We start from the raw sequence: 13,997 nt of genomic DNA, 5'->3' as shown, positions 1-13,997 counted from the left end.
CGCACCGACACTACTGAAACCGGTCGTGCTGCGAGAGACCCGACTACTGCAGAATCCGCCCATTTCAAGATCAAAACTACTGCAAAATCATGATTCCGGGGGAATTTTCGGATCCGTCAACCAAACGTGCGGGTGGCGCGCTGTCCGTCAGTTACATTCGCCGCGACAATGTCGGTTTAGCAAATGCCGACAGCGATGCGAGCGTGTTGGAGCAGCTCGTCCCGCTCTGGTGACGATGCAGCGTGAAAGGAATGGTTATGGCGGGGATGAACGGCGACAGCAAACCGGACAAGCGACTACGCAGCAATCGCGATCACCGCGTTCTGCCGGTCTCGAGATGGTTGAGCGCCGGCGCCGTCACCTTGGGGCTGGGCGCGGCGATGGTCGTGAGCGCAGGGCTGGCGCAGGCTGAGCCCACTTCCGACGCAGGGTCGTCGAATCCCGGCACCAGCGACACGGGCGCTTCGGATGATGCAGGACCGTCATCGTCCACAGGCGGGGCTACGTCGAACGCACCAACGCCCGCAGCAGGCGGATCGGCTGTCGACGGCGAGAACGCCGACGGTGGACCGTCGGGCACGGCGACGTCGAATTCGCAAACGAGTCGGACGGGCGACGGTTCCCGAAGCACGACCAACGCATCCGGTGGCGGCGGGCCGACCACCCGCGTCAGCGCCGCGACGAACGGGGGATCGCTGACGTCAACGCCCAAGGGCGACACCGAGCAGGCACCGCCGGCCGAGCCGGCAACCGCGACGACCACGCTGGCCCCCCAACGCGTCCAGGCGGCGCGGGTCGCTCCGGCCGCCGCGCCTGCCCCGGCTGTCCCGGATCTGAACGCACTGGTCGGGAGTGTCCTCGCTCTTTTCATCAGCAACGGCACAGCCGCCAACCCGAATGCCGGGCTGCTGCTGGGCACCGGTTTCAGCTACACCGGCGAGACCTGCGCGACCGGCGTCTCGTGCGCGGGAGGCAACGGTGGCTTGCTGCTGGGCGTCGGCGGTGCCGGCTATCACGGCGGCAACGGCGGCAACGTCGGAGCCTTCGGTAACGGCGGTGCGGGCGGCGACGGCGTCGCCGGAATCAACGACGGTGCCGGCGGCCGGGGTGGCAACGGCGGACTGCTCCTCGGCAGCGGCGCGAACGGCGGCGCAGGCGCGGCGGGCACGCCAGGGGTCAACGGCGGCAACGGCATCGGCTCGGGGGCTTCCGGTATCAGCGGCACCGCGGGGGGTAAGGGCGGAGCCGGGGGAGCGGGCGGGGCAGGCGGCCTACTCCTCGGTGACGGCGGCGCCGGCGGAGTCGGCGGAGCCGGTGCGATCGGCGGCAACGGCGGCAACGGTGTGAGCGGCGCTTCGGCCACCGTGGCCGGAGCCGACGGGCAAGCCGGTGGCGGTGGCGGCGCCGGCGGCAGGGGCGGTGACGGCGGCGTCGGCGGTGATGGCGGCCGTAACTTCTCGCTGCTCGGGCTGGCCGGGGTCAACGGGAACGGCGGCAACGCGGGCACCGGCGGTAACGCGGGTTCCGCAGGAGACGGCGGGACGGGCGCGGCCGCTGGCGTCAGCGGTCAGGACGGTGGAGCAGGCGGAGCGGGCGGGGACACGGGCTTCGCGGGTGCCGGCGGAACGGGCGGATTGGCCGGCACCGGGGGCAGCGGTGGCGTAGCGGGTACCGACGCAGGCGCGGGCATTCAAATCCTCAGCGGCGGCAACGGCGGCGACGGCGGCAACGGTTACAGCCCCACCACCCCGGATGCGATCGTCGGCAACGGAGGACGTGGCGGCAACGGCGGCAATAGAGGCAACGGCGGGGACGGCGGCAACGGCGGCAACGGGGTGACCGGCGCCAACGGCCTCTCCGGAAGCGCACTGTCCCGCCCCGGAGGGGACGGCCTGGTCGGTGGAACGGCGGGCAACGGCGGCGCCGGCGGGCTCGGCGGTTCGATCTCCGGTGACGGTGGCGCGGGCGGAGTCGGCGGACAGGGCGGCCGCGGCGGCAACGGCGGAAACGGCATCGATGGCGGCAACGGCGTGTTCCTGGTCGCTGCCGAGGTGAACGGCGTGGCCGGCTCCGATGGCGGCGACGGCGGTACCGGCGGTGCGGGCGGCATCGGCGGCGCAGGCGGCCTCACGGCGGGCGGGTCGGGGCAGGCGGGCGCTAACGGCAACGGAGGGCAGGGCGGCGCCGGCGGTAACGCCGGCGCGCCGGGCAACGGCGGCAACGGGGCCGACGGCTTCTTCAACGTCGGCAGTGGCAGGGGTGGCGACGGCGGCAATCCCGGCGCGGTAGGTGCGGGTGGCAGCGGCGGCGCGGCCGGTGTCGGCGGCTCCGAGGGCACCGGTGCAATCGGCAGCACGGGCGCGGACGGTGCCGCGGTCACCAGCGGCGGCAACGGCGGCAACGGCGGCAGGGGCCCCGACGCACTCATTCCCGGTGACGACGCCGGCAACGGCGGGGCCGGCGGCAACGGCGGGTCGGTCGGCAACGGCGGCAACGGCGGGGCGGGCGGCAACGGGGTGGCCGGCGTAGCGGGTGGTCGTGGCGGCGACGCCGACGGCCCCGGCGGCGCAGGCGGTTTCGGCACGTTTGGTACGGACGGCGGCGACGGTGGGGCCGGCGGGGCGGGCGGATCGACGTCGGGCAACGGCGGCCGCGGTGGCGCGGGCGGCAACGGGGCCAACGGAGGCACCGGTGGCGGGGGCGGCAACGGCGAGTCGGGCGGGTTCCTCGAGTCCGGCGAGCGCGGGGGCAGGGGTGGCGAGGGCGGCTTCGCAGGTGACGGCGGCGCCGGCGGCGCCGGCGGCGCGGCCCTGGGCTCGGGCAATGGCGGAGCCGGCGGTGCCGCCGGGTTCGGCGGCGTCGGCGGAAACGGCGGGAACGGCGGTTTCGGCGGCCAGAACGGAAGTCAACCGTTCTTCGAGGGCAATCCCCTCGGCGACAACCGTGCCGGCGCCGGCGGCGCCGGTGGGTACGGCGGTGGCGGAGGGTTCGGCGGGAATGGCGGGGTCGGCGGCGCGGCCCTGGGCAACGGCAACGGAGGCGTCGGCGGCAACGCCGGGGCGGCCGGCGCCGGTGGACGGGGTGGCAACGGCGAGCTCGGCGGTAGCGACTCGGGTGTCTACGCCACGTCCGCCGGCTCGGGAGGCGCAGCAGGCCGCGGCGGCAGCGCCGGCTTAGCCGGTCGCGGGGGCGCCGGCGGTGCCGCTCTGGGTGCCGGCAACGGCGGAGCGGGGGGCGTCGGCGGAGCCGGGGCCAACGGCGGTGCCGGCGGGTTCGGTGGTAGCGGCGGCGTCAGCACCGAGTTCGCCGGCTTCGGCAACGACGGTGGAGACGGTGGGTACGCCTCGGGCGGTGGCGACGGCGGTGCCGGTGGCGCCGCGTCGGGATCCGGTGCCGGCGGTGCGGGCGGTGCAGGAGGCGTCGGCGGTATCGGTGGTACCGGCGGCGGCGGCGGGTTCGGCGGCCAGCTCAAAGACTCCGGGCCCCTCTCAGCCGGCGACGGCGGAGACGGCGGCAACGGCGGCCGAGGGGGCAGCGGCGGATTCGGTGGCGCCGGCGGCAACTCCGCTTCCGGACCGGCCGGCGCGGGTGGCACCGGCGGGAATGCCAACGTCGGCGGCGCGGCGGGTAACGGCGGCAACGGCGGCACCGGCGGATTCGGCGGCTTGTTCGGAACGTCGAAGGGCAACGGCGGTGACGGCGGAGCCGGAGGTGTCGGCGGAACCGGCGGGTTCGGTGGGTGGGGCGGGTACGGCGGAAGCTCCCTGTCCGGCCCCGGCGGTGACGGCGGCAACGGCGGCAACGGCGCGAAGGGCGGCAACTTGGGCGCCGGAGGACCCGGTGGCTACGGCAATGACTTCCTGGGTGAGGAAGGGCGCGACGGTACGGCGGGCGCGGCGGGCACCGTGGGCGCCGTCGGTGGTGCGGGCCTCGGCCGACTCGGTGGTGCCGGCACGCCGCCCGGCGACACCGGCACGACCGGCACGGCGGGATCCAACGGTCCCTAGCGCTTTCGAGCCGTGCCGCCACTGATCACGTCGGTGGCGGCACGCCTACCGGCTGGGCTGGTCTCACACGATTCGGAGACCGTCGGGCATGGTGGCCCGATCGCGCCAGAACGCGTCGTTCGCGAAGCGCTCGAACAGATCCGGCGGTAGCAAGGTCGCGCGCGAGGACGCCGTGACGCGCGTGCCGACCGTGTGCAGTCCCGGCGTGCCCGCGCGCCTGTCGAAATCGGTGACGTCGTACTCCACGTGGTCGAAGTCGTGCTCGAACGCCGCCTCGCCGAGGAAGTCGTAGATCGTGCGCATCGTCGTGGCCGGATCGGTCGTCAGGGTCTCGTACTGCACCAGGAGCAGCCGATCGCGCTGCGCGCCGTAGCACGCCTGTTTGAGCGCGTCATAGGGTCCACCGACCATTCCGTCCTGTCCCGCAACGACATTGGCGCGCGTGTAGACGGTACCGCCGGCGCTGTAGTTGAAGATCGAGGACGGGCTGAAGACGTTGCGCTGAATCAGTCGTTCGATGCTGTCGATCACCCACGGCAGATCGCGCACGCAGGCGATGACCTTGGCATCCGGGAACAGGTGCGCGATCGCCGGCATCCACGCACACCACCCGCGATTGGTGTCGAAGACGACCTCGGCGTCCGTCTCGGCGTAGAAACTGTCGAACAGTCCGCGGAGGATGCGCTCGCGCTTGACGTCGTCGATGAACACGGAGTACTCGTGACCCGCGCTCATCTGGCCGAGCAACGCGCCGAAGAGGCCGGCCAGCGGACCCGACATCCCGGCCTCGAAACGCGGGTTCTGCCGCAGCAGGGCCGCCAGCAGCGTCGAGCCCGAGCGCGGCAGACCCGAGATGAGTGCTGTGCTGCCACGGGCGCTCCTTGAGATGACGTTCGCGTTGCCCGCGGGCATCGAGTCGGGTGTTGTCGCCAGACTAGCTGATCGCCTCACGGCTAAAGTGCCAAGTGCGCCAATGGCTTCCGGTGCCGTGTGCGGAATAACAGTGGCGTGGTCCCAGTCGTCGGCTAATGTTCGCTGGTGTCCGACCACTGGCCGATGATCGGCCGAGACCAGCAGCTCGGCGAGGTCACCCGCCTCCTGGGCGCCGACGGGGTGCGCGGAGTGGCCGTGGCAGGCCCACCGGGGGTGGGCACATCCCGGATGGCGCGTGCGGTCGTGCGGGGTGCGGCCGAGACCGGGTGGACCGTGCGCAGCTCGGCGGCGACCACCACGAGTCAGGCGATTCCATTCGGCGCGTTCGCACGGTGGACCGACGACAGCGGTGGCGCACCGTCGGCCGTCACGCGACGAATCGTCGACGCCCTGATCGCCGGTGCGCGCCCTGAGCGGCTCCTGGTGTTCGTCGACGACGCCCACCTGCTCGACGAGCTGTCCGCGCTGGTGCTGCATCTGCTGGCTCACTCGGGTGCGGCGAAGGTGGTGATCACCGTGCGAGCGGGTGAGTCGGCGCCGGCCGCGGTAACGGCTCTGTGGAAGAACGGTTCCGTGCGGCGATACGACGTGGACCCGTTGACACGCGAGCAGTCGGACGACCTGGTGACGAGGGTGTTCGGGTCGCCACCCGATGGCCGGTGCGGTGACGAACTCTGGCGCCTCACCCGCGGAAATGTGCTGTTCCTCCGACAGTTGGTGCACCAGGAATCTCAGGCGGGACGACTGCTCGTCGACAGCGGTCGACTTCGCCGGGTCGGAGACACCTCGATTTCGGGGCCACTCGCCGAACTCGTCGACGCACAGATCGGCGCCGTTGCCGACGCCGTGAACGACGTCGTGGACGTCGTCGCCGTCGCCGAACCCGTCGACTGGCCCTGTCTGCGATCCCTGGTGCGTCAAGACGCCATCGAGGAAGCCGAGCAGCGCGGATTGATCCGCATCTCCGGTGACCACGTGGTCGTCGGGCACGCGATGTACGCCGAGCTCCGCCGGACTCGTTGTGGCAGTGCGAAACTACGGCGACTTCGCGGCCAGGTGGCGATCGCCATGAACGACGGCGGCAGGGCGGCTGACACCGTCAAGCGGGGACTGCTGTGGTTGGAGTCCGACTCGCCCCCCGACCCGGATGTGCTGGTGGCCGCGGGCAGGGCGGCAAGTTCACTGCTCGATTTCACGTCGGCGGAGCGGCTGTTCACCGCAGCCGCCGCCACGGACGTCGACGATCCGATCCAGGTGCCACCGTCCGCCGACGTTAACGGCGTCGTCATGCGCGCGTCGAAACTGTTGTGGGCGAAGCGTTCTCCGGAACTCTCCTGGAAGGTCATCGACGAGGCACTGAGTTCCACACGCGGCGTTCACCGCCAAAAGCTGTTGGTCTTCCGTGCCTGTCAGCTTGCCTTGGCGGCACGGCCGGCGGAGGTCCTCGCCAAGATGGCCGAGATCGACGTCGATACTCTCGACCCGTTCAGCGCGGTGATGGCGTTCGGTGTCCAGAGCATGGCCGCCGGTGAACTCGGGCAACCCGAGCGGGCCGTGGCGATGGCCGAGCAGGCGTACCGCGCACTGGACACCACCGACGAGGGCGTGTACATGCGCCTGCCCGTAACCGAGTTTCACACGTTCGCCTTGGCGGCCGGGGGACACGTCGCCGAGGCGTTGGAGGTGTCGGGTCGCCACCTTGCCAGCCAACGCACTCCGATGGCGCTTGCGGGAGTGGTGGCGTCGGAGATCTTCGGTATGGCGGCGCTGGCCGCTGGCGATCTACACGAGGCTCTGGTCCATCTTCCTGACGAGACCACTGTCGTCGAGGCGGCGGATGGATTCCAGTTGGCCAACAGCTTTCACCGATTCAGCCTGCTCCGCGCGCAGGCGCTGGCCCGCACGGGGGATGCCGACGCCGCCGAGCAGACGCTGGAAGTTGCACGTGCACATCGACATCCGACCTCTCTCTACGTCACGTCGCTTGAAACGCTCACCGAAGCATGGTTGGCGGCAGCACGCGTGCGACTAACGGAGGCACGTCGGCTGGCGCGACTCGCCGCCGATTTCGCTCGCAGCCACGATCAGTTCGCGCGTGAGGTGTGGTGCCTGCAGACCGCGGTGCAGTTCGACGACATCGATGCGGCGGAGCGGTTGGCGGAGCTGGCCGTTCACGTGGAGGGTCCGCGCGTGGCGATCGCGGCGCGGTACGCAGCCGCCCTGAGTATCGACGACGCCACCGGGCTCGACAGCGCGTCAGTGGATTTCGAGCTGATGGGCGACCGCTTGGCCGCTGCGGATGCCGCCGGACAGGCCGCAACGGCCCACCGGCGGGCCGGCCGGGTTGACAGTGCGACGACCGCTGCGGCACGCGCGCATCAGCTGGCGTCGGCGTGTGGGGGTGCGACGAGCCCCGCGATCGCGGCGGCCGCGTGCGCGCCGCCCTTCTCGACCAGGGAACGCGAAATCGCGATGCTGGTCGCTCAGGGTCTGTCGAATCGTCAGATAGCCGAGGTGGTTTCGCGGTCGGTGCGCACCGTCGAGAGTCACGTCTACCGCGCCAGCATCAAGGCAGGGGTCGCCGGACGGTCCGGGCTCGCGGAGATGATGCGCAGTATCGATCGCTGATCCCGATGCCGCGCAGGCTACGGAGGATCGCCGTGCTCACTGCAGGGTGCGGCGTGGCCGTCGTCGATGAGCTGCAGCGTCACGCGCATCTCGTCGGGTTGAATGCCGCCCGACCAGTCGGCGTACGGGTGATCCAGGAACGCGATGACGACGAGAGCCGATCCGACGAGCGCTGAGACGAAGGCGATCGGGATGGCTTGTACAACAGCGGATTCGCGTTTATCGGCCTGCACGCACATGTACGTGAGGATCGCCGTCGCGCCGATGCCCAGCACGATCCACAGCGGCACCGGAACCGACGGCGTCGCCTCGGCGAGCCTAGCGCGGCGACCGTCCCGACGCTCGGCCTGCTGATCGAACCACTGCCCGTAGGCGGCCTCCTGGGACGCGCCGGTCGGCGTCGTGGCCGCGAAGTCGCGAACCATGGACTCGACCCAGTGCACGACCACCGGGGACGCCTCACCTCGACCCATCGCGGGCCACTCGTCGGCGACCACGGCACGCCCGTAGCAGATGAGACCGCCGTGCAGTCGATCGCCGCCGTGCCCCTCGAGGACGTCGGCGACGTTGTGCAGCTCCGTGACCGCGACGGCTTCCATGCTGGCCCCGTCGCGGGCGCGCTGATAACTCTGGAGAGCGAAGAAGATGGTGAACGCCAACAGCACCGCGAACATGGTGCCGATGACGGTGAGCGCACCGGCCGCACGGGTGCTGTCGATGAACCAACCGGGGTCCGGGGCACGGGTACGCGCCGCGAGTTTCGCCGCGACGGCCACTGCCACGACGAGGACGACCACGACACCCGCTATCCAGCTCGGCATCGGCCGACTGTAAGCACATGCTGCTTTCCCGTCAATTTGCTGCATCCACCGCTGCCGCACCCTAGAGTTGCGCAGGAGCAGCGACCGCTGTGCCGACCTGACAGGGGCGACCGCTGTGATTCCGAACGCAAGGACGGCACTCAGGCTGGCCGGAATGCGCCCACTCCCGCGTTGGCGAGCGGGCGCGAAGGTCGACCTCCGCGGCCGACGGATTCTGCTCACCGGCGCGTCGTCGGGAATCGGGGCGGTTGCTGCACTCAAGCTCGCGGGCGCGGGGGCGACGGTCATCGCGGTCGCGAGACGCGAGAGTCTGCTAGTCGAGCTCGTCGGCCGGATCACGTCCGCAGGCGGTCACGCCGTATCCGTACCGGCTGACCTGTCCAGCCTCGACGAGGTGGACCGAGTCGTCGACGAGGTCGGCCGCGTCGACATCCTGATCAACAACGCGGCGCGGTCGATCCGTCGGCCACTGGCCGAATCCCTGGACCGCTGGCACGACGTCGAGCGCGTCATGGCGCTGAACTATTACGCGCCGCTGAGGCTCATCCGTGGTCTCGCGCCCGGCATGATCTCGCGCGGCGACGGGCACGTGATCAACATCGCCACGTGGCGCGTGCTCCCGGAGTCCTCCCCGATGTTCGCCGCCTACAACGCATCCAAGGCGGCGTTGAGCGCGGTGAGCCGGGTCATCGACACCGAGTGGGGTGGCCTCGGCGTCCACTCGACGACCATCTACTACCCACTGGTGGCGACGCCGATGATCGCCCCCACCCGCGCGTATCAGGGCGTCGCCGCGCTCAGCGCCGACGAGGCGGCCGACTGGATGGTGACCGCGTGCAGGACCAGACCCATCCGCATCGCGCCGCGCAAGGCTCTCGCGCTGCGCGCCGTCGACGTCGTCGCGCCCCGGCTGCTCAACACCATCCTGGCGCGCGAAACCGATCGACTGAACGCCAGGACCGCTCCGCCTCACCCGCGGACCCGATCGGAAAGCGCGTGACCGTGACCATCAAGACAATCCTGCGCGCCCTACTGGCCGCCTCGCTCCTCGTGTCGGCAGGCCAAGCCGTCGCGTCGACCGCGCGTGCCGCGCCCTACCCGGTCGGCCCCGTGACGATGACGGCGGGCGCCGGACCGGGTAGCGGATTCGACCTCACCATCCGCTCGGTGGTGGAGGCCCTGCAGTCGGAGCACATCGTGAACGTGCCTCTGCCGGTGCAGAATCGGCCCGGAGGGAGCGGGGCGGACTTCCTGGCCACGATGATCGAGCAGCACCGGGGTGCCGACGATCAGGTGTCGGTGACGTCGCTGGCGATGATGACCAACGAGCTCAGCGGCAACTCCCCGTACGGCTTCGCCGACGTCACGATGATCGCGCGGCTGATGACCGAGTACTTCGTCGTCGTGACCCGACCCGATTCACCGTTCGCGAACCTCAACGACCTCATGGCGGCGATCACAGCCGACCCGGTCGGCGTCGCCGTCGGAGCGGCCCATGACGACGAGGCTCCGTTCGACCTGCTGGTCTCGCAGGCCGGCGGTGACCCCGCATCGGTTCACTACGTCAATCGCGAAGGGGGCGGCGAGCAGATCGCCGCGCTGGCCGACGGTGCCGTCGATGTCGCCATCGGCGGCGTCAGCGAGTTCGTCGACCGGGTGACGTCCGGGGAGCTGAGGGCCCTCGGGGTGCTGGCCGAGAACCCGCTGCCGGGCCTCGCCGCGCCCACGGCGCGAGAGCAGGGACTCGACGTGACCCTGTCGAACTGGCGAGGACTGTACGGACCTCCCGGCATGCCCTCCTACGCCGTGGACTACTGGCAGCAGGCGCTCGCGAAGATGGTCGAGTCGCCGACCTGGAAGCAGATCGCCGATCGCAGCCGCTTCACGACCACCTTCATGGTCGGCGACGAGTTCCAGACGTTCCTCGCCGAGACCAGGGCGGACGTCGAGGCTGCGCTCCGAGCTCGGTGACGACCCCGACGACGACGGGTCATCGGCCCGAGAACCTCATCCTCGGAGCGGGTTTGACCAGTGCGGCGTTCTTCTGCGTCGCTCTGGTTGGTGCCCTCGCCAAGGTGTCCGGCCAGTACGCGTCGACCGGCGCGCTCCTGCTGTGCCAGAACGTCGTCGGGTTGTTGTTCGTGATCCCGATTGCGGCCCGCGGTGGCTGGACGTTCGTGCGAACCGACCGAATCGGTCTGCACCTGCTGCGTGCCGCCGCCGGAACCGCCTGCTGGTACGCCCTGTTCTTCGCCATTGCGCGCGTACCGCTGGCCAACGCGACCCTGCTGACCTACAGCGCTCCGCTGTGGATGCCTCTCATCGCGTGGACGGTGTCACGGCAGCGGGTGTCACCGCTGACCTGGGTGGGCGCGGGCCTCGGCTTCGTCGGGGTGATGTTGGTGCTGCAGCCCAGGGCGGCGAGTTTCAGCGCCGGGGAGTTGTCCGCGCTCGCCGGGGCCCTGTTCCTGGCGATCGCCATGACGTCGGTTCGCTGGCTCGGGGCCACCGAACCGATGGCGAGGGTGCTGTTCTACTATTTCCTCCTCTCCACGTGCATGGCGGTACCGTTCGCGATCGTGGATTGGCGACCGCTACCCACCGGAGCGTGGATGTGGTTGGCCGCGCTGGGGTTGGCGCAACTGTTCTCGCAGGCGTTGATCGTGCTGGCCTACCGTTACGCCCCCGCGGAGAAGGTGGGTCCGTTCATCTACTCGGTGATCGTCTTCACCGCACTGATCGACTGGCTCGTCTGGCACCGCCCGCCGACCCTCGTCGTGTACGCGGGTATGGCGTTGGTCGTCGGCGGAGGACTGATCGCAGTGCGGGCCAGGGCGGCCGACCCGAAACTGGAGTAGAACTACTCACCCGAGGTGGCCCCAGGCTCTGAGTATGAACGCAACCAGCCCCATCGCCGACATGACCAAGACCACCGCCGCTTTCGCGGTCCAGGCGGCCATCTCGTTCGGCGTCAGCTTCATCGGCGCGCTCGCCGGAATCGTCTACCTGCCGCTCGATCCGTGGCAGCGACTGTTCCTCGGCATGACCGTGCTCTTCCTCGTCGCGAGCACGTTCACGCTCGCGAAGGTCGTCCGCGATCAGCAGGAGGCCGCGACCGTGCGGGTGCGCATCGACGAGGCGCGCCTGGAGAAACTGATCGCCGAACACAATCCGTTCACCACCGGGTGACCCGACACGCCACGCACTGGCTCGCCGCGGCGTCGGAGTCGTTGGGTAGGGTCGTCCGGTGCCTGCAAGCCCCACCCTCGCATCCGTAAACGCCCGTCTCGCTGAGGAACTCGGTGTCGCTGAAACCCAGGTGTTCGCCACGGTGAAGCTGCTCGACGAGGGCTCGACGGTGCCGTTCATCGCTCGCTACCGCAAAGAGGTCACCGGCAGCCTCGACGACGGGCAGCTTCGGACCCTCGAGGAGCGCCTCGGCTACCTCCGGGAGCTCGACGATCGCCGGTCCGCGGTGCTGGCCTCGATCGAGGAGCAGGGCAAGCTCACCGACGAGCTGCGGGCGGCGCTGCTGGCCGCCGATACCAAGTCCCGTGTCGAGGACATCTACCTGCCCTTCAAGCCGAAGCGCCGGACCAAGGCGCAGATCGCCAGGGAGGCCGGACTCGAGCCGCTGGCCGACAGGCTGCTCGCCGACCCGACGGCGGTGCCCGACCAGGTCGCGGGGGAGTACCTCGGCGCGGAGGTCGCCGACACCGCCGCCGCGCTCGACGGCGCCCGCCACATTCTGATCGAGCGTGTCGGTGAGGACGCCGAACTCGTCGGAGCGGTTCGCGCGACGTTCTGGACGGACGGTTCACTGCGCACCCGACCCGCATCCGATGCCGCGGCGACCAGCTCCGCGGCCCAGAAGTTCCGCGACTACTTCGACTTCGCGGAGCCGCTGGAGAAGATGCCGTCGCACCGGGTCCTCGCCGTGCTGCGCGGGGAGAAGGAGCAGGCGCTGGGGCTGAGCTTCGACGGCGGTGACGACGACCGCTACCAGGCGATGATCGCGCAGTCGCTCGGCGTCAACCTGGCGGCGTCTGCCCCCGCCACCCCGTGGTTGGCCACCACCGTCCGCCTGGCCTGGCGGACGAAACTGATGATCACGGCCTCCGTCGACGCGCGCATCCGGCTCAAACAACGTGCCGAAGCCGACGCCGTCGCCGTGTTCGCGAAGAACCTCAAGGATCTGCTCCTGGCCGCGCCCGCCGGTACGCGCACGACACTCGGCCTCGACCCGGGGTTCCGCACCGGCGTCAAGGTGGCGGTCGTGGACGGCACCGGAAAGGTCGTCGACACCTGCGCCATCTTCCCGCACCAGCCGCAGAGGCAGTGGGACGCCGCCAAGGCCACCCTCGGGGCACTGGTGGCGCGCCACGGCGTCCAGCTGATCGCCATCGGAAACGGCACCGCGTCGCGTGAAACCGACGCGCTGGCAACCGAACTCATCGCCGACATCCGGTCGGCGGGAGCCGACGTCCCAGCCAAGGCCATCGTGAGCGAGGCGGGGGCATCGGTGTACTCCGCCTCCGCCTACGCCGCCCACGAACTGCCCGGCCTCGACGTGACCCTGCGCGGAGCGGTGTCCATCGCGCGCCGCCTGCAGGACCCGCTCGCCGAACTCGTGAAGATCGAGCCCAAGTCGATCGGCGTGGGGCAGTACCAGCACGACGTGACACCGGGGACGCTCGCACGGAGTCTGGATGCGGTCGTCGAGGATGCGGTGAACGCGGTCGGAGTCGACCTCAACACGGCATCCGTGCCGCTGCTAGCCAGGGTGTCCGGTGTCACCGAAGCACTGGCCGAGTCGATCGTCGCGCATCGGGAGGCAGCCGGGCGGTTCACCAGTCGCAAGGGACTGCTCAAGGTTCCGCGTCTGGGGCCCAAGGCATTCGAGCAGTGCGCCGGCTTTCTCCGGATCAACGACGGAGACGATCCTCTCGACGCGTCGGGTGTTCACCCGGAGGCCTATCCCGTGGTGCGGCGCATTCTGGACCGGGCCGGCGTCACGCTGGCCGAACTGATCGGCAACGAGCGCTCGCTGCGCACGCTCCGGCCCGCCGACTTCGCCGACGATCGGTTCGGCGTGCCCACCGTGACCGACATCATCGCCGAGTTGGAGAAGCCGGGACGCGATCCGCGGCCGGCGTTCTCTACGGCGACGTTCGCCGCGGGAGTCGAGAAGGTCGGCGATCTGAAGCCCGGCATGATCCTCGAGGGCGTGGTGACGAACGTGGCGGCGTTCGGCGCCTTCGTGGACGTCGGTGTGCACCAGGACGGACTGGTGCACGTCTCCGCGATGTCGGACCGCTACGTCTCGGACCCGCACGAGGTGGTCAAGTCCGGGCAGGTGGTGAAAGTGAAGGTGCTCGAGGTCGACGTCGATCGGCAGCGGATCGGGCTGACCCTGCGCCTCAAGGACACCCCGGAGCGCGGCCGTGGCGCAGGTCCGCAGCGCAAGCCGGCCCGCCAGGAGCGCCGAAACGACAACCAGCGCAATCGGTCTGGCGACAAGTCGTCGACTGCGCCGTCCGGATCGCTGGCGCAGGCGCTACGCGACGCCGGATTCGGCAACAACTGAGCCGCAATCGCTGCTGGTCCT

The 13,997-nt window shown here is 70.4% G+C and carries 9 protein-coding genes; 7 read left to right on the top strand and 2 right to left on the bottom strand.

Going from position 1 to position 13,997, the window contains the following annotated elements; all coding sequences use genetic code 11:
* Positions 1–251 precede the first annotated feature (251 nt).
* Positions 252–4,007 carry a hypothetical protein gene (locus NM203_RS23950; protein ID WP_255063059.1) on the top strand — a complete coding sequence of 1,252 codons (3,756 nt, stop codon included), beginning with the start codon at positions 252–254 and terminating at the stop codon, positions 4,005–4,007.
* A 63-nt stretch (positions 4,008–4,070) separates the two neighbouring features.
* On the opposite strand, the gene NM203_RS23945 is transcribed toward NM203_RS23950, so the two are convergent.
* Positions 4,071–4,958: a sulfotransferase family protein gene (locus tag NM203_RS23945; protein ID WP_255063001.1), complete on the bottom strand. Its 888-nt coding sequence runs from the start codon at positions 4,956–4,958 to the stop codon at positions 4,071–4,073.
* An 87-nt stretch (positions 4,959–5,045) separates the two neighbouring features.
* Here NM203_RS23945 and NM203_RS33370 point away from each other — a divergent pair, with 87 nt between their 5' ends.
* Complete coding sequence (locus NM203_RS33370) at positions 5,046–7,568, top strand: LuxR family transcriptional regulator (RefSeq protein WP_255062999.1); 2,523 nt, start codon at positions 5,046–5,048, stop codon at positions 7,566–7,568.
* A gap of 17 nt (positions 7,569–7,585) precedes the next feature.
* On the opposite strand, the gene NM203_RS23935 is transcribed toward NM203_RS33370, so the two are convergent.
* Positions 7,586–8,389: a bestrophin-like domain gene (locus NM203_RS23935; protein ID WP_255062997.1), complete on the bottom strand. Its 804-nt coding sequence runs from the start codon at positions 8,387–8,389 to the stop codon at positions 7,586–7,588.
* Positions 8,390–8,504: 115 nt separating this feature from the next.
* Between NM203_RS23935 and NM203_RS23930 the strand changes: the two genes are divergently transcribed.
* The 5 genes from NM203_RS23930 to NM203_RS23910 are packed head-to-tail and all read left to right on the top strand — an operon-like array spanning position 8,505 to position 13,976.
* Positions 8,505–9,389: an SDR family oxidoreductase gene (locus tag NM203_RS23930; protein ID WP_255062996.1), complete on the top strand. Its 885-nt coding sequence runs from the start codon at positions 8,505–8,507 to the stop codon at positions 9,387–9,389.
* A 2-nt stretch (positions 9,390–9,391) separates the two neighbouring features.
* A complete protein-coding gene (locus tag NM203_RS23925) occupies positions 9,392–10,360 on the top strand; it encodes a tripartite tricarboxylate transporter substrate binding protein (protein WP_255062995.1) in 969 nt (322 codons plus the stop codon).
* Positions 10,357–11,247: a DMT family transporter gene (locus tag NM203_RS23920; RefSeq protein ID WP_255062994.1), complete on the top strand. Its 891-nt coding sequence runs from the start codon at positions 10,357–10,359 to the stop codon at positions 11,245–11,247. Before NM203_RS23925 ends, NM203_RS23920 begins: the two co-directional genes overlap by 4 nt.
* 34 nt (positions 11,248–11,281) lie before the next feature.
* Positions 11,282–11,578 carry a YiaA/YiaB family inner membrane protein gene (locus NM203_RS23915; protein ID WP_255062992.1) on the top strand — a complete coding sequence of 99 codons (297 nt, stop codon included), beginning with the start codon at positions 11,282–11,284 and terminating at the stop codon, positions 11,576–11,578.
* Positions 11,579–11,636: 58 nt separating this feature from the next.
* Positions 11,637–13,976 carry a Tex family protein gene (locus NM203_RS23910; RefSeq protein WP_255062991.1) on the top strand — a complete coding sequence of 780 codons (2,340 nt, stop codon included), beginning with the start codon at positions 11,637–11,639 and terminating at the stop codon, positions 13,974–13,976.
* Positions 13,977–13,997 lie beyond the last annotated feature (21 nt).

The organism is Mycolicibacterium arenosum (assembly GCF_024320865.1).
GTDB lineage: Bacteria > Actinomycetota > Actinomycetes > Mycobacteriales > Mycobacteriaceae > Mycobacterium > Mycobacterium arenosum.
Note: the sequence above shows the minus strand (reverse complement) of the source record. Positions and strands in the feature narration are given on the sequence as shown.

Coding starts and splice junctions, on each gene's coding strand:
- NM203_RS23915 (WP_255062992.1), top strand. CDS start 11,282: ATGAACGCAACCAGCCCCATCGCCGACATGACCAAGACCACCGCCGCT.
- NM203_RS23935 (WP_255062997.1), bottom strand. CDS start 8,389: ATGCCGAGCTGGATAGCGGGTGTCGTGGTCGTCCTCGTCGTGGCAGTG.
- NM203_RS23950 (WP_255063059.1), top strand. CDS start 252: ATGGTTATGGCGGGGATGAACGGCGACAGCAAACCGGACAAGCGACTA.